Source organism: Egbenema bharatensis FJBBOT/2019 (genome assembly GCF_048077055.1).
GTDB classification, from domain to species: Bacteria; Cyanobacteriota; Cyanobacteriia; order Elainellales; family Elainellaceae; genus Egbenema; species Egbenema bharatensis.
This window is the reverse complement of sequence record NZ_CP182236.1, coordinates 2,108,293-2,123,175: the sequence shown is the minus strand read 5'-3', so window position 1 is coordinate 2,123,175 and position 14,883 is coordinate 2,108,293. Positions and strand designations below refer to the sequence as shown.

Sequence of the window (14,883 nt, the reverse complement as noted above, 5' to 3'; positions counted from 1 at the left end):
ACTGGATGTCGATCGCCCAGATGCAGGGCAACAACTGGATCCCGATCTAGATCGAGATCTGGATCCCAATCTGGAGCAACATCAGCAGGATCGCCCCCCTTCACCGATCGCCCAGTCAACTTGGGAAACCTGGTTTCAGACCTGGCTAGAGCAGCTTCAGGCAGAGCTCCCCCCCTATTCTGGCTACGAACTGAGTCTCCGGCTCACAGATGATGCAGACATTCGATCGCTCAATGGGCAGTATCGCCAGAAAGATCAACCTACAGACGTATTAGCCTTTGCCGCCCTGGAGGTAGACTATCCTCAATCGTATTCTCCATTGAGCGATGTCTCCCCCGATCCCCTATATCTGGGAGATATTGTGATTTCAGTAGAAACGGCGCAACGGCAAGCCTCTCAGCTAGGTCATTCCCTTCAGCACGAGTTGGCTTGGCTAGCTGCCCATGCTTTATTGCACCTTTTGGGATGGGATCACCCCGATGAATTGGGTTTAGCGCGTATGCTAGAACAGCAGGAGAATCTACTGAAAACAGTGGGTCTGACTGTTCACGCTGATTCAATCCAGCAGTTATTACAGCTAGAATACCGAAATAACCCACCAGAAGAGGTGTAATATAGTCAGCCAATAGACACTTACGTCAGCTCATTTTATGTATCACTGTTTTAGTAGGTGCCGTTTCGGGTAAAAGGTTCTGTACACCGTCTTCTGCTTCTACTCGATCGCCCCTCCATCAAGCTGTATTTATTACCCCAGGTCAGTATGTCGTCCACGACTCAAGATTTAGCCAAAGATACAAAACTTCGGACTCCCCAGCCTGGAACGCCCAACCGAGATCTATCCTGGCAAGTGGCTGCAAACTTGTTCACAAGCTTTCGGTATGCCTGGGCAGGAGTCAGTTATGCTTTTCAGACACAGCGCAACTTTCGGATTCATCTAGTAGTGGGGATTGCCGCAATCATCCTTGGCATCACTTTGGAGTTAAGTCGGGTCGAAATTGCCATTATCGGGCTGACGATCGGAGCGGTTCTAACCATGGAACTCCTCAACACAGCAATTGAATCCGTGGTTGACCTTACCGTTCGGCAAACCTATCACGAACTCGCTAAAATCGCTAAAGACTGTGCCGCAGGAGCCGTCCTGATTTCAGCCTTTGCGGCGATCGTGGTTGCCTGTTCCCTATTGCTGCCACCGCTGATGGAGCGATTACCGTCTTTCCTATGATCCTCGTTATCGACAATTACGACAGTTTTACCTATAACCTGGTGCAGTACCTCGCGGAGCTAGGAAAAGAAATTCCAGTCGCCGCTGAGGTTCAGGTTTATCGCAATGATCAAATTTCCCTGGAGCAAATTCAGCAACTCGCGCCAGACGGGATTGTGATTTCTCCGGGGCCAGGGCATCCAGAGGAATCGGGCATTTCCCTGGACGTGATTCGGCAATTAGGCACAACCCATCCAGTCTTGGGAGTCTGTTTAGGACATCAGGGGATTGGTCACTGCTTTGGTGGAACTATTACTACCGCTCCTGAGCTAATGCACGGCAAAACTTCGCCAATTCACCACACGGGGCAAGGCGTTTTTGCAGGACTGGAGAATCCCTTTATTGCGACCCGCTATCACAGCCTGATTATCGATCGCCAGACCTGTCCGGAGGTTTTGGAAATCACGGCATGGGTGGAGGATGGCACAATTATGGGGGTGCGCCACCGGGATTATCCCCACCTGCAAGGGGTGCAGTTTCATCCTGAAAGCGTTTTAACGGGGCTGGGCAAGTCGCTCTTGAAGAATTTTCTGCTTTCTCTCAAGCAGCCGATCGCCTCCAGGTAGCTTGCTTCGCTGAACCGGACGATCGGTTTTGGATGGGTTACTTTCGAGCAGGCAAGATGCCCATTGCTTTTATGCAGGCAAGATGCCTGCCCTACAAGTTTTTTAAAGAATCGTATGTTCCAACGATCGAGGATTATCCATAATCTTCGAGGCATTTTTGATGTTCATGGCAATGACTGCATCGTCTGCATCATATTCCACCGTGACATCCGGCCGATCTTCACTAAAATCTTCGACGGGCGCATCCCGAAAGACAATTCGCAGGATATCGGTTTTGGTATCGTAAATTACTCTCATTGTGTTTCCCTTTAACCGCTGTTCGGGTAGATTCTTCACTCGATCGAAGCCATCATACCTGATTCGTTCTTTCCGAATCGGCAGTGGATGAATCGATGAGTTAATCCAGTTCTCAAAGTTGCGGGGAACGATCGGCAAGGGACACTCTTTCACAATAAAACCTTCCAGATTACAACAAAACCTCCCAGCCGTTGGGAGGTCTTTCAATTCAGTCACAATATCTCTAACTCACCGCCTGACTCCAGTTCACGTAGGGCAATTGTGCTGCCGTTTCCCGGATTGCAGTTGCCTGAGCCACCAGTTGACCGCAAGCATCCCAGGTTCCAGAGGTAAACATCTGCCGTGAACCTTCCCCCATCTGCACAGGAATCGAGGATTCACCGAAGCAAACCTGCATCGTTTCCAGATCGACCGTTACCGAACTTTGAGGATTCGCAGCAATCCAATTTTGCAGGGTTTGCACATCACCTGGAGCAGCGGTGACGCAGGGAATACCCATCGCCACGCAATTCCCAAAGAAAATTTCTGCAAAACTTTCCCCCACTAGTGCCCTAATGCCCCACTTGGAGATGGCCTGCGGTGCATGTTCCCGCGATGAGCCACAACCAAAGTTACGATTCACCACCAACACCTCAGCTCCCTGATACTGAGCTTGATCAAAGGGATGACTTCCCCCCGTCTGGGCCCGATCGTCTTCAAAGGCGTGAGATCCTAACCCATCAAAGGTGACGCACTTGAGAAAGCGGGCAGGAATAATGCGATCGGTGTCGATATCATTCCCAACCAGGGGAACGGCACGACCGGAAACTGATTGAACTTGACTCATCGCTTTAACCTCTGCTTTAGATCGTTTTAGTTATCGTTGAACAAAGCCTATCTTTGCGGACTGGGCGGGCAAGATGCCCACCCCACAAGAGGACTGGGCGGGCAAGATGCCCTCACCCCACAAGAGGACTGGGCAGGCAAGATGCCCTCACTCCATAAGAGGACTGGGCGGGCAAGATGCCCACCCCACAAGAGGACTGGGCGGGCAAGATGCCCTCACCCCACAAGAGGACTGGGCAGGCAAGATGCCCTCACTCCATAAGAGGACTGGGCGGGCAAGATGCCCACCCCACAAGAGGACTGGGCGGGCAAGATGCCCACCCCACAAGAGGACTGGGCGGGCAAGATGCCCACCCCACAAGAGGCACTCCTCACTCCTCACTCCTCACTCCTCACTCCTACGGGCTGCGCCCACGCTCCGCGAACAGTGTTCGCTCCCTACAACAACGCTCGCACATCGGAAACCTGCCCTGTGATCGCGGCGGCGACGACCATTGCTGGACTCATGAGTAGGGTGCGTCCAGAGGAGGAACCCTGCCGACCTTTGAAGTTGCGGTTGGAGGAAGAGGCACTGATCTGACGACCCTGGAGCTTGTCGGGGTTCATCGCCAGACACATGGAGCAGCCCGGTTCACGCCATTCAAAGCCAGCCGCTTCAAAGATTTTGTCCAGTCCTTCGGCTTCCGCTTCCTGCTTGACCCGCTCTGATCCTGGAACCACAAAGGCTTTGATGCCTTCAGCGACGTGGCGACCCTTGGCAATTTTGGCTGCTTCCCGCAGGTCACTGATCCGCCCATTGGTGCAGCTCCCGATAAAGCAAACATCAATTTTGGTGCCGGCGATCGGCTGTCCGGGCTGTAAGTCCATATACTGATAGGCTTCTGCGGCGATCGTCCGTTCCTGTTCGGGAAGCTCGTCGGGGGTGGGGACGGGTTGATTGATCGCAATCCCCTGTCCAGGCGTAATGCCCCAGGTGACAGTCGGTGGAATTTCTGCGGCATCGAACACTACTACATCGTCGTATTCCGCATCGGCATCACTGCGCAGGCTTGTCCACCATGCCACAGCTTGATCCCAATCGGCTCCTTTAGGAGCAAAATCTCTGCCCTTGAGATAGTCAAACGTCACCTGATCAGGATTGATATAGCCGCAGCGTGCTCCCCCTTCAATCGACATATTGCAAACGGTCATGCGTTCTTCCATGCTCATTTGCTCAAAGGTGGTTCCGGCATATTCGTAGGCGTAGCCCACACCGCCCGTCACTCCCAGTTGTCGAATGATGTGCAGAATCACATCTTTGGCGTAGACTCCCGTGGGTAAAGTGCCGTTCACCTCAATCTTGCGGACTTTCAGCTTCGAGAGGGCGAGGGTTTGAGAAGCCAGCACATCCCGCACCTGGCTCGTACCAATCCCAAAGGCGATCGCACCAAATGCGCCATGGGTGGACGTGTGGCTATCTCCGCAGGCAATGGTCATCCCCGGTTGGGTCAATCCCTGTTCAGGAGCAATCACATGGACAATCCCCTGACTGCCGGAGCCAATGTTGTAGAAGCGAATGCCGTTTTCCTGGCAGTTTTTCTCCAATTCCTGCATCATTTCTTCCGCCAGGGAATCGACGAAGGGACGCGCCTGATTTTCCGTTGGCACAATGTGATCCACCGTTGCCACCGTGCGATCGGGATACATCACCTGCAAGCCCCGTTCCCGCAGCATGGCAAAGGCTTGAGGGCTGGTGACTTCGTGAATTAAATGGAGCCCAATAAACAGTTGAACTTGTCCAGAGGGGAGGGTTCCAACGGTATGGGCATCCCAAACTTTGTCAAATAGTGTGCCTTTGCTCATAGCGGTTTCTCTTGATCGGTAGTGTTCTGATCGGTAATGTTCTGGTCGGTTGTGTTTTCAATGAGGGTCTGCGATCGCTCAGTTGATTCGGAAATAAATATCAAACCTGAACGCTTGTAGGGTGGGCATCTTGCCCGCCCAGGCAACCAACAAGCTTTGAGTGACAGCAGACTTTCATTACAGCAAACTTTGCTAATAATGAACCTACTTATCACCGTAATGGCGATCGATTAGTATGTCCAATATATATTTCCTGAATAATTAATACATATAAGATCTTAATTAGTTTGTAGAAACGATTCCCTCCTCTGAATCGGTGGGGACGATGCTGGATGTATTCCAATTTTGCATTTGCATGATGAATCTCTCACTGGCAGGTAAGATGCCTGCGCTAAGGAACAAAAGACTGGTCTAAACTGTATCCGTAGGAATTTTTGTCAGAATCTTTCAGCATGGGTTGATTTCAAGACGAGGGGAAATGCCGATCTATTGGTTTTGGGGAGAAGATGACTTTGCCTTAAGTCGAGCGGTGAAGACCCTGCGCGATCGCACCCTTGATCCGGACTGGGCCAGCTTTAACTACGACAAACTCCCCCCTGAACAAGGAGATGCCGTAGTGCAGGGACTAAATTTAGCCATGACTCCCCCCTTTGGCATGGGCGGTCGGTTAGTTTGGCTGGCGGAAACCACCCTGGCCCAGCGCTGCCCCGATGAAGTTTTGCGGGAATTGGAGCGATCCCTGCCCCTCTTACCGGAAACCACAACCCTGTTGCTGACCAGTGCCAATAAACCTGATGGTCGCCTGAAATCCACGAAACTCCTGCAACCCCAAACCGAAATCCGTGAGTTTTCTCCCCTGCCGCCCTGGAAAACGGATTTAATTGCCCAACAAGTTCGGCGCACTGCGCAGGAAGTGGGAGTCAAGCTGACCCAGGATGCCGTTCAGCTTTTAGCCGAATCCGTTGGCAATCAGTCGCGGCAACTTTACACCGAACTGGAAAAACTGGCTCTGTATGCCGGATCTGCCCAGCAGCCGATCGATGCAGCGATCGTTAGTACCCTGGTGAGTGCCTCCACCCAAACCAGCCTGCAACTGGCAGCAACCATTCGTCAGGGGAATACCGGCCAGGCTCTGACCCTGGTGGCGGATTTGCTCAACCGGAATGAACCCGCTCTGCGGATTGTCGCAACGTTGGTCGGGCAGTTTCGGACGTGGCTCTGGGTCAAGCTGATGGTGGAAAGTGGCGAACGGGACGATCGAGAGATTGCCCGGGCCGCAGAGGTGAGTAACCCTAAGCGCATTTACTTTCTGAAGCAGGAGGTGGCAAGACTTCCCCTGGCCAGCCTGGAACGCACCATGCCTTTGTTGCTAGAACTGGAATTTGGCTTGAAGCAGGGCGCAGAACCGATCGCTTTACTACAGACGAAGGTGATCGAACTGTGCCAGTTATACTAAGTTGCTCTTTGATCGAATAAAAATGCTGGGGTTCATCTTTGTCCTTGTCGGTTCGCTGTGTCTGGCGGCGCAGAATGTTTTACTCAGGGCAATTTTTTCGGAAAGTCCCATTTTCGGGGTCACGGAATGGGGTGGGTTTCTGGCCCGACTCCCGGCCATTCCCTGCTAATGTTGCAAATGCGATCGACCTTGATGTTGCCCCTGATGATGCTGATCTCGCCGCGAGTTCATCCGGGCACCTGGGCTGATCTCCAACAGTTAGTTCGCCCCGCAAACCGATCGCTGCTGAAACGGGTTTTGGCCAGCAGTGGATTCCTGTTCATTGCCATGGCGTTACTGTTTATTGCCCTGGCCCAGATTCCCGCCGGAGTCGCCACTGTTCTGTTTTTCACCCATCCTGCCATCACCGTTTTGCTGTCCTGGAAGTGGTTTGGCGATCGTCCATCTTTGGTTCGTTCCCTTGTCGTCATTACCGTTCTCACTGGCAGTTTTTTGATCACGCCTGGCTTGACTGGATTAATGGGCGAGGGGATTCTGCTGGGCGTACTGGCCGCCTTTGGCGCGGGAATCGGCTACTCCTTGCAGAGTATGTTCGCTCAAACCAGCTTTCCTGAAATTCATCCGGCTCCCTTCACGCTGGCAACCTTTGTGGTCATGCTGTTTCTGTCCAGCCTCAGCCTATTGTTCATCCATTTAGAGGTTCCCCCAGGGGTATGGGCCACCCTGTGGGTTCTGAGCCTGCTGGCCGGACTGCTAACCTTAACGGGGCAACTGTTTTACAACCTGGGCATTCGCCAGACGAGTGCAGCGATCGTCGGGATTGTCGGCATCAGCAATCCTACCCTGACAACCGCTCTGGGTTGGGGCATTCTGGGGGAAGGGCTGACGGGTCGTCAACTCCTGGGCATGGGTATGGTGATTGCGGGGGTCGTGGCATTGAGTCAAGAGCGGCGAAACCAAGCAGCCGATCTGCCGGCAAAAACTGGAGAAAACGAAAGCCAGGGTAGCGAGAGGGAGCGATTTTTTTGAAAGGGAGATAAAGTTCAGGATTTGGACGGACAAAACAGGAACTTCTCGCCCTTAAAATAATTCAAATGAGATGAGAACATCGGTATTTCAGGTTTTGACCTTTAACCCTGTTATGAACAACGCTAAACGGTTTCGATCCAATCCTCCCGCCATTTTGACCCGATCGCTCCTCGTCGGTGGTCTTGCGACTGCCGGGCTTTTGATGAGTCTGGTTCCTACTGTTAATGTTTCGGCTGAAATGGGTGTTCCCCAACTAAGCTTTAGTCGGGCGGCGTACGCTCAAGCGGTTACAGATGAAGAAGTCACCAACTATGCCCGATCGGTGTTGGAGATGGAGCCAATTCGACGCTCCGCCTTCGAGCGCATTCGACAAATTACAGGGTCATCTAATATTCCCGAAATTAAGTGCGATCAACCCCGGCGGCTGAATGATCTACCCAGCGATATTCGCCAAATTGCCATCAATTACTGTGATCAGGCTAGGAACATTGCCCAACGCAATAACCTGACCATCCGGCGGTTTAATGCCATCACGATCGCCCATCAAGAAGATCCCGATCTATCCAACCGGATTCAGCAAGCAATTCTTCAGCTTCAGTAGTTCTTCAGCTTCAGTAGTTCTTCGGCTTCAGTGGGACTGAGGGCTTCGGGAGTATCCGTCTGGGTCAAGAGTTTTGAGTTTGCAGCCCACTCAAAACTTGATTTTTGAGAGATTTAGAAATCAAAGTAGATGTAAGGGGGGGCTTCATTGGGAGCTAACAACCATGCGGCAAACAGGCAGAGCGGCACCAGCAGAATTTTGACTGACCAGTTGAGCTGAAGCTTCAACCCTTTCTGGACAAAGTAGATCAATGCCATTGCTGCCGTCAGTAAACCCAGGATCAGGGCAATGTGGAGACGATCGATCTGTAACGCTTCAACGTATACCCGTTGAGCAAACTGAATATCAGCGGGATGGCCAAATAATCGTTGAACAACCAGACCCGACTCGCGGAGATTGGGTAAGCGGAAGAAGATCCAGGAGGTAAAGACCATCAGTTGGGTCATCCCCCAGGCAAGTAGCGTACCGGGAATACTCCGCCACCAGGATTGGAGATGGGACGATCGTTTGGACAAAACATCCATCAGGCGATGAACCGCTAAGGCAATCCCGTGGAGCACTCCCCACAAGACAAACCCCCAGGCTGCACCATGCCAGATGCCCGCCAGCAGCATCACGATGATCAAATTCAGGCAGGTTCGCTTCAAACCCTGACGCGATCCGCCCAGAGGAAAGTAGAGGTAATTTCGCAGCCATTCCCCTAACGTCATGTGCCACCGTCGCCAAAAGTCGGCAATGCTGGTACAGAGGTAGGGGAAATTAAAGTTTTGAGGGAGATCAAAGCCCAGCAAGATCGCGCTGCCTCGTGCCACATCCACATAGCCGCTAAAGTCCAGGTAAAGCTGGAAGCCATAGGCAAAGGTGGCGAGCCACAGGTCTGCACTGCCTGCCCGTTCCGCATTGCCAAAAATCAGATTCACCACCGTGGCTAAATGGTCTGCAATCAGCAGCTTTTTCACCGCACCACAGGCAATCAGCCACAGCCCCTCCGTCACCTGGGTAGATGCTGGAAGTTTAAGGGTTTGAATTTGCGCGGCAAACGGATGAAATCGGGTAATCGGGCCAGAAATCAGTTTGGCAAAGAACAGCTTGTAGGAAAAGAACTTTAACCAATCATGGGTGGCTGGGGCTCCACGATAGACATCCACCAGGTAGGCAATGCACTCAAAGCTGAAGAAGCTGATTCCCAACGGCGCAATCAGGTTGGTTCGCACCCAGCTTGCCTGATCAAACGCAACCGGCAAATCAAACCAACCGCCGATCGAATCCAGCACAAACGGCACATACTTAAATCCCAACAGCAGCAGCAGATTAAGGATAATTCCCAGCCACAGCACCTTCAACCGCCGCCGATCCCAATCTTGCTGGGCAAACTGCCACCGCTCATTTTCCACTCGCCAGTCCATCGGTGCCCCGATCGCCCGCCCAATGTAGAACGTCACTAGGCTAATCATCAGCAGGAGCGGCACATACTGAATTTGCAACGAGCTATAGAACACCAAACTCGCCACCAACAAAATCCACAACCGCAGCGATCGACTGTTTACCGACCAATAGATGCCCAGTACGCTGAGGAGGAAGAGTCCGTAGAGGATGGAGATGAAGGTCATAGGCAGAGGGGGTGGGTAGATGAGTGGGTGAGTGGGTGGGTAGATGAGTGGGTGAGGGAATAAGCGATGGAAAACTAGAGGGATGGGAAAGGTAGAGATGGAAGGATAGAGAAGGGAGCAGGAGGAAAATGATTTTGCTGCTTCATTCCCCACTCCCCACTCCTCACTCCCCACTCCCCACTCCTCACTTCATTCGCTTAGCCGCACAAAGGGCACAAATCGACCAGCGTTGAAGTTCTCCCGGAGGAGTGGGACACTGGCAAACCGGGCAGGTGGGTAGGGAACGAGTCCGATCGCGGAGGGTGCTGGCCCAGGTCTGGAAGGCAGTTTGGGGATCGGTGGATAGGGATTTTGGGGCATGGGCAGATTGGGAGTGAGCACGAATCGTGACATGACTGGGATGATCCTGCCACAGGATATCTGATTCTGAGGCGATCGCACTACGTTTCTTGGGTAATTGCCATTGGGCAGTGGAAAAGCGGATGTCAGTGAGGGTGTAGGACAGTTTGGCGTTCAGTTTTTCTAAGATTCGTTGACGTTCAAAGGCTAAATTTTGCGCCCAAACCGAGCTAGATGTGGCCACATAGAGCACCTGCCGTTGAACGTAGAGGGGACGAGTCTGAGCAGCCACAGCAACTCCCACCACTTCTGTCCAACAGTGGCTCAGTTGCCGAAACTGCCGTCGTTTTTCCCACTTGTCTTGATTTTCTAAACCGCCGAGGACTTGGGTGAGGGAGGTGAAGGGCATGGGGAGTGCTGAATGCTGAGGGTTGAGTGGGGGCAAAGCCCGCAGGACTAAGACGATGAATTGAATCAGACTACCTTATTTCTATCATCTGACCCCAAATCCTATTCAGCCTATTCACAAATGCAGACTCACCGAAAGTCAGGGATGAACTTGCACCACCAGGAGCGAGAAATACGGCAAATCGAGGTGAGGTCGATCGCGGAGATCGCTGTAAATCTGCTGGTTGGGTTGGGTGGCTCGCACCACCACATGACTATGCTGGAGGAGTTGATGCTGTTGTAAGATCGCCCAAACTTTTTCGTACACTGAGCTAACCTTCATCAGGACTAGAACGTCCGCCTGACTGAGGGCCGCTTCCAGGTCAGAAACCGTATAAAGCGCAGGCAATACCACCAGGCGTTGTCTGCGTACCGTGAGGGGAATGCCCAGCGCAGAGGCAGCCGCCATCGGTGAGCAGATGCCGGGAACCGTTTGAATCATAACTTCGGGATGAGTTGCCTGAAGGGTCTGGGCCAGGTAGGTAAAGGTGCTGTAAAAGCTAATGTCTCCCTCACAGGCAAAAGCCACATCCCCCTGTTGCAGGTAAGTCCAAACTCGATCGGCTGCTGCCTGCCATGCCTGGGTTAAGACGGACTCATCCTGAACGTAGGGAAAATGGAGGGGTAGATGAGTCTGATGGGGTTGCAGCCAGGCAGAAACGATTTGCTCCGCCAGACCAGGATTTCCCCGAACGCCTGCTGGGAAGGCAACAACGGGAGACTGTTTCAGCAACCGCAATCCCTTCAGGGTCATTAATTCTGGATCTCCCGTGCCGACACTAATCCCGTAAAGGATGCCCATGCTCTGTTCCACTGCGATCGCATTTTGACTGAATGCCTGAATGCTTACAGTAGCACGACCGAACAGGCAGGATGATCACAGTAATAGGACAGGGCAGGCAAGATGCCCGCCCCACAAGAATTGGGGGAAAGTTTGAACATTAGACTTCTTGAACTTCAGCAAGCGACTTCAGCGGGCGACCTCAACGGGTGACTTTCCCTCTGGTACGCTGTACTCCTGATTATCCACCTGCCCCAGGGAACTTTCTCCCGTAATCAGCCGGGCCCCCCGGTGGCGGGTGAAGTAGTTCCAGCCCCATTGCACCATGACGACCAGCTTATTATCAAACTCAATCAGATAATAAATATGGGCAAAGATCCAGATGAACCAGGCGAGCGGGCCAGAAAACTTAAATTTTCCTAAGTTCGCAACAGCCTTGTTTTGCCCAATTACCGCCAAGCTGCCAGCATCGGCATAGCGGAAGGGGGATAAGCTCTTGCCATTCAAGCGTTCTTGAATCAGCCGGGCGACGTACTGCCCCTCCTGTACTGCCACGGGTGCAACGCCCGGTAGTGGTTTATCATCCTGATGGGCGTAGTGAGCCAGATCGCCCACAACAAAAATATTGGGATGTCCTGGAATGCTGAGATCCGGTTCCACCATAACCCGCCCAACCCGATCGAGGCTTGCCCCCGTTCGTTGTTCCAGCACCTTCCCCATGACTGAAGCCTTCACCCCGGCTGCCCAGAGAATGGTTTTAGCGGGAATTTCTTCGATCGCATCTCCCTGCTTGGCCACGACCACGTTGTTTTCGATGTTTGTCACCAAGGTTTTTGTGCGAATTGTCACTCCCAGGTGGTTCAGGGACTCGGCTGCTTTTTCAGATAGGTCAGGAGGATAGGGAGGCAGAATTCGATCCATGCCTTCGAGCAGCAAAATCTGGGCTTCAGTTGTGTTGATTGTCCGAAAATCTTGCTTCAGGGTTTTGTAAGCTAATTCAGCGATCGCCCCAGCTAATTCCACCCCCGTTGGGCACCCCCCACGATCACAAACGTCATCCAGGCTTTCCGTTTCACGGGATCAGTTTCTTTCTCCGCTGCTTCAAACGCCATGAAAATCCGTCGCCGCATTTCCAGCGCATCTTCCACGGTCTTTAATCCAGGAGCCGTGGGTTGCCAATGCTCATTGCCAAAGTAGTGATGACTGACCCCGGTGGCGACAATCAGCGTGTCGTAGTCTAGCTCACTCCCATGCAGCTTCACTTTTTGTTGGGTTGGGTCAATATCAACGACTTCATCTAGCAGAACGTGGGTATTCTTGTTCTGACTCAGAATGCCGCGTAATGGAGATGAAATGTCCGCTGGAGACAGAGTTCCAGTCGCCACCTGGTAAAGGAGCGGTTGGAACAAGTGAAAGTTGCGTTTGTCGATCAACGTCACCTGGACGGGCGATCGTCCCAATTCCTTAGCTGCATATAGCCCACCGAAGCCCCCACCCACGATTACAACCTGATGCGAAGCCTGCTGTTTAGCACCGTCAGCCATGTTCAACTCCTTGCATAGCGTGCATTTGAACCGTTTTAGCCCAATCTACACCCGATCGCGTAATATCTCTTTACACTGTTATATCCCGTGGGACGAAGCTTCTAGGTAACTAGGGCTACGAGGATTCAAAACTTTTAAACAATCTTTTGAATTTACTCTGGATTTATGAAGCAACGATAGCCTGAGGTTGATCAAACTGCCTCTGTCGAGGTGCAGAATTTCCGGTCTTGCCTCACACTGCTCCTTGTTTCGCGGTCAAAAACTCTCGGACATACTGATTCACCAACTCTGGTTTTTCCTGCTGTACCCAGTGACTACAGTGGGGAATGTAGCGAATGGTGAAATCCTCCACATAAGCCTCTGTCCCGTAGGTTAATTCAATGCCCAGAGCCGTATCTTCTTCACCCCAAATCATTAAGGTCGGAACATACAGCTTGCCCCAGGATTTTTGGAGTAGTCCGCCTTGCAAAATGTTGCGATAGTAATTCAGCATTGCCGTTAAGGCACCGGGTTTCGCTACGGCATTTTTATACTGCTTAATGTCTTCCGTCGTAAAAACAGACTTGTTAACCGCCATGCGAGTAAATGCTTCTTCAATTAATTGATAGTCCCCCAGTTGCAATACCGCTTCTGGCAACCAGGGAAGCTGGAAGAAAAATGTATAGGAACTGCGGAGCAACTGCTGAGGATTTGTCATTCCCTCAGTAAATTTAGCTGGATGAGGTAAGTTCAGGACAATCAGACGATCGACCTGTTCTGGGTGAGTATAGGCCATGTTCCAGGCGACGGCTCCACCCCAATCATGTCCCATGAGAATACAGCGATCGTATCCTAATCCTCGAATTACCCCGGAAATATCCCTGACTAATTCATCCATCCGGTAGGCAGCTAGATCTTTAGGCTTATCGCTGTCGTTGTAGCCCCGCATGTCCAGTGCGACCACCTGATAATCCTGAGCAAATTCAGGAATTTGATGCCGCCAGGAATACCAAAATTCAGGAAACCCATGCAGCATCAGCAACAAGTCTCCTGAGCCTTGAGTCACGTAGTGCAGCCGTACCCCATTACTGATGATGGAATCGTGCTGCCAGGATGCATTAGTTTGGGAAGAAGTATTCATCGGGTGCAAAGTGCTAATTGACCGAAAGACTCTAATACCTTGTCAGGAATGGCTCTAGGACGCATCGTATGAATGTCCACCCAAACCCACAATGCTTCTGCTGTCAGCAATAAATCAGGCTCACCCTGCCTGCGAACCTCGTAGCGACGGATGGCACAGGCTCCACGAATTTCTAGAATCCAGGTAGTGATAGCAAGAATATCATCAGCTATGGCGGGATGCAGATATTCCAATTCAATTCGCCGCATGACAAATACCCCACCCAAATCTCGATAGCGATCCAGGTCAAACCCCAAATGCTCAGAATGGGCAACGGCAGCCTGCTCTAAATACTGTTGATAAATAGCATTATTCACCACCCCTAGAGCGTCTATTTCGTTATGCCGTACTTTAACGTGAGTTGTAAATGGCTGAGTCATAAAAGAAATATCCTGGCTGAGTAAAAAGTTTGAGGAATAAATAAGTAAATACCAGAGAAGCGGGTTTTAGGAAGGACGACCGCTCTAGAGGCTCTGTCAGCCTTATCCTGGCATTTCAGGTTATTACCGCTCATCTCTCAAAAGAAGGAACTGATATCATCCGAATGGGCTGTCCTGTCTGAATTTTTCGGTTTCCGTTAGCGTTCCAGTCAACGTTCTTCTACCCAGCATAATTCTGTGAGCTATAAAAATCCTGTACCGACTGTCGATGTCATTATCGAATTAATCCACCGTCCGAATCGACCGATCGTTTTAATCGAACGTTTGAATCCGCCCCACGGCTGGGCCCTGCCGGGAGGGTATGTAGACTATGGGGAATCGCTGGAAACAGCAGCCCGACGGGAAGCGAGAGAAGAAATTGGGTTGGCAGTGAATCTAGTAGAGCAATTCCAGGTTTATTCAGACCCCAACCGCGACGCCCGTCAGCATACGATCGCCATTGTTTTTCTTGCCACTGCTGAGGGAGAACCTCAAGCCGGAGATGATGCCAAATCCCTCGGCCTTTTTGAACTGTGGCAAATTCCCAAAAACCTTTGTTTTGACCACGATCGCATCTTGCAGGACTACTGGTATTACCGCCACTACGGAATTCGCCCCCGACTCCTGACGTGAATCGATTCCTGGAGTATCGTCCGTCCTCCCGGTATCCGATCGCTCATTCCTGCTGGTATGATTCAGGAGGTCAA

At 51.8% G+C, this 14,883-nt stretch carries 15 protein-coding genes and 1 pseudogene; 7 read left to right on the top strand and 9 right to left on the bottom strand.

Annotated features, from left to right (window positions below; all coding sequences use genetic code 11):
* Nucleotides 1-34 precede the first annotated feature (34 nt).
* From ybeY to ACM1PF_RS09940, 3 genes are all read left to right on the top strand, one after another.
* Nucleotides 35-613, top strand: coding sequence for an rRNA maturation RNase YbeY (ybeY, locus tag ACM1PF_RS09950; protein WP_416676612.1), 579 nt, complete (start codon nt 35-37; stop codon nt 611-613).
* Between the two features lie 147 nt (nt 614-760).
* Entirely contained in the window at nt 761-1,222 is a 462-nt protein-coding gene (locus ACM1PF_RS09945; RefSeq protein WP_416676611.1) for a diacylglycerol kinase family protein, read from the top strand.
* Nucleotides 1,219-1,827 carry an anthranilate synthase component II gene (locus tag ACM1PF_RS09940; RefSeq protein WP_416674318.1) on the top strand — a complete coding sequence of 203 codons (609 nt, stop codon included), beginning with the start codon at nt 1,219-1,221 and terminating at the stop codon, nt 1,825-1,827. Before ACM1PF_RS09945 ends, ACM1PF_RS09940 begins: the two co-directional genes overlap by 4 nt.
* 102 nt (nt 1,828-1,929) lie before the next feature.
* On the opposite strand, the gene ACM1PF_RS09935 is transcribed toward ACM1PF_RS09940, so the two are convergent.
* From ACM1PF_RS09935 to leuC, 3 genes are all read right to left on the bottom strand, one after another.
* Nucleotides 1,930-2,277 (bottom strand): DUF2283 domain-containing protein, encoded by a 348-nt coding sequence (locus ACM1PF_RS09935; protein ID WP_416674317.1) that lies wholly within the window; start codon nt 2,275-2,277, stop codon nt 1,930-1,932.
* Between the two features lie 70 nt (nt 2,278-2,347).
* Entirely contained in the window at nt 2,348-2,950 is a 603-nt protein-coding gene (leuD, locus tag ACM1PF_RS09930) for a 3-isopropylmalate dehydratase small subunit (RefSeq protein ID WP_416674316.1), read from the bottom strand.
* Between the two features lie 437 nt (nt 2,951-3,387).
* On the bottom strand, nt 3,388-4,791 hold the full coding sequence (gene leuC, locus ACM1PF_RS09925; protein WP_416674315.1) for a 3-isopropylmalate dehydratase large subunit: 1,404 nt from the start codon (nt 4,789-4,791) through the stop codon (nt 3,388-3,390).
* Nucleotides 4,792-5,269: 478 nt separating this feature from the next.
* Here leuC and holA point away from each other — a divergent pair, with 478 nt between their 5' ends.
* The 3 genes from holA to ACM1PF_RS09910 all read left to right on the top strand — a co-directional run bounded on the left by holA (nt 5,270) and on the right by ACM1PF_RS09910 (nt 7,877).
* The gene (gene holA, locus ACM1PF_RS09920) at nt 5,270-6,247 is read left to right on the top strand and encodes a DNA polymerase III subunit delta (RefSeq protein ID WP_416674314.1); all 978 of its coding nucleotides are present in this window, start codon (nt 5,270-5,272) and stop codon (nt 6,245-6,247) included.
* A 126-nt stretch (nt 6,248-6,373) separates the two neighbouring features.
* Entirely contained in the window at nt 6,374-7,276 is a 903-nt protein-coding gene (locus ACM1PF_RS09915) for a DMT family transporter (protein WP_416674313.1), read from the top strand.
* 112 nt (nt 7,277-7,388) lie between these two features.
* The gene (locus ACM1PF_RS09910; RefSeq protein WP_416674312.1) at nt 7,389-7,877 is read left to right on the top strand and encodes a DUF4168 domain-containing protein; all 489 of its coding nucleotides are present in this window, start codon (nt 7,389-7,391) and stop codon (nt 7,875-7,877) included.
* A gap of 113 nt (nt 7,878-7,990) precedes the next feature.
* Here the strand turns inward: ACM1PF_RS09910 and ACM1PF_RS09905 are convergent, their stop codons facing one another.
* From ACM1PF_RS09905 to ACM1PF_RS09880, 6 genes and pseudogenes are all read right to left on the bottom strand, one after another.
* A complete protein-coding gene (locus ACM1PF_RS09905) occupies nt 7,991-9,487 on the bottom strand; it encodes an MBOAT family O-acyltransferase (RefSeq protein WP_416674310.1) in 1,497 nt (498 codons plus the stop codon).
* A 184-nt stretch (nt 9,488-9,671) separates the two neighbouring features.
* A complete protein-coding gene (locus tag ACM1PF_RS09900; RefSeq protein ID WP_416674309.1) occupies nt 9,672-10,235 on the bottom strand; it encodes a DUF721 domain-containing protein in 564 nt (187 codons plus the stop codon).
* A 138-nt stretch (nt 10,236-10,373) separates the two neighbouring features.
* Nucleotides 10,374-11,075 (bottom strand): precorrin-2 C(20)-methyltransferase, encoded by a 702-nt coding sequence (locus ACM1PF_RS09895; protein ID WP_416674308.1) that lies wholly within the window; start codon nt 11,073-11,075, stop codon nt 10,374-10,376.
* Nucleotides 11,076-11,243: 168 nt separating this feature from the next.
* Nucleotides 11,244-12,598, bottom strand: a pseudogene (locus tag ACM1PF_RS09890) (NAD(P)/FAD-dependent oxidoreductase).
* A 232-nt stretch (nt 12,599-12,830) separates the two neighbouring features.
* Nucleotides 12,831-13,718: an alpha/beta fold hydrolase gene (locus tag ACM1PF_RS09885; RefSeq protein ID WP_416674307.1), complete on the bottom strand. Its 888-nt coding sequence runs from the start codon at nt 13,716-13,718 to the stop codon at nt 12,831-12,833.
* Nucleotides 13,715-14,137 carry an acyl-CoA thioesterase gene (locus ACM1PF_RS09880; protein WP_416674306.1) on the bottom strand — a complete coding sequence of 141 codons (423 nt, stop codon included), beginning with the start codon at nt 14,135-14,137 and terminating at the stop codon, nt 13,715-13,717. Before ACM1PF_RS09880 ends, ACM1PF_RS09885 begins: the two co-directional genes overlap by 4 nt.
* Before the next feature lie 237 nt (nt 14,138-14,374).
* On the opposite strand from ACM1PF_RS09880, the gene ACM1PF_RS09875 reads away from it, so the two are divergent.
* Entirely contained in the window at nt 14,375-14,809 is a 435-nt protein-coding gene (locus ACM1PF_RS09875; RefSeq protein ID WP_416674305.1) for an NUDIX domain-containing protein, read from the top strand.
* Nucleotides 14,810-14,883 lie beyond the last annotated feature (74 nt).

Coding starts and splice junctions, on each gene's coding strand:
- ACM1PF_RS09945 (WP_416676611.1), top strand. CDS start 761: ATGTCGTCCACGACTCAAGATTTAGCCAAAGATACAAAACTTCGGACT.
- ACM1PF_RS09940 (WP_416674318.1), top strand. CDS start 1,219: ATGATCCTCGTTATCGACAATTACGACAGTTTTACCTATAACCTGGTG.
- leuD (WP_416674316.1), bottom strand. CDS start 2,950: ATGAGTCAAGTTCAATCAGTTTCCGGTCGTGCCGTTCCCCTGGTTGGG.
- leuC (WP_416674315.1), bottom strand. CDS start 4,791: ATGAGCAAAGGCACACTATTTGACAAAGTTTGGGATGCCCATACCGTT.
- holA (WP_416674314.1), top strand. CDS start 5,270: ATGCCGATCTATTGGTTTTGGGGAGAAGATGACTTTGCCTTAAGTCGA.
- ACM1PF_RS09915 (WP_416674313.1), top strand. CDS start 6,374: ATGGGGTGGGTTTCTGGCCCGACTCCCGGCCATTCCCTGCTAATGTTG.
- ACM1PF_RS09910 (WP_416674312.1), top strand. CDS start 7,389: ATGAACAACGCTAAACGGTTTCGATCCAATCCTCCCGCCATTTTGACC.
- ACM1PF_RS09905 (WP_416674310.1), bottom strand. CDS start 9,487: ATGACCTTCATCTCCATCCTCTACGGACTCTTCCTCCTCAGCGTACTG.
- ACM1PF_RS09900 (WP_416674309.1), bottom strand. CDS start 10,235: ATGCCCTTCACCTCCCTCACCCAAGTCCTCGGCGGTTTAGAAAATCAA.
- ACM1PF_RS09895 (WP_416674308.1), bottom strand. CDS start 11,075: ATGGGCATCCTTTACGGGATTAGTGTCGGCACGGGAGATCCAGAATTA.
- ACM1PF_RS09885 (WP_416674307.1), bottom strand. CDS start 13,718: ATGAATACTTCTTCCCAAACTAATGCATCCTGGCAGCACGATTCCATC.
- ACM1PF_RS09880 (WP_416674306.1), bottom strand. CDS start 14,137: ATGACTCAGCCATTTACAACTCACGTTAAAGTACGGCATAACGAAATA.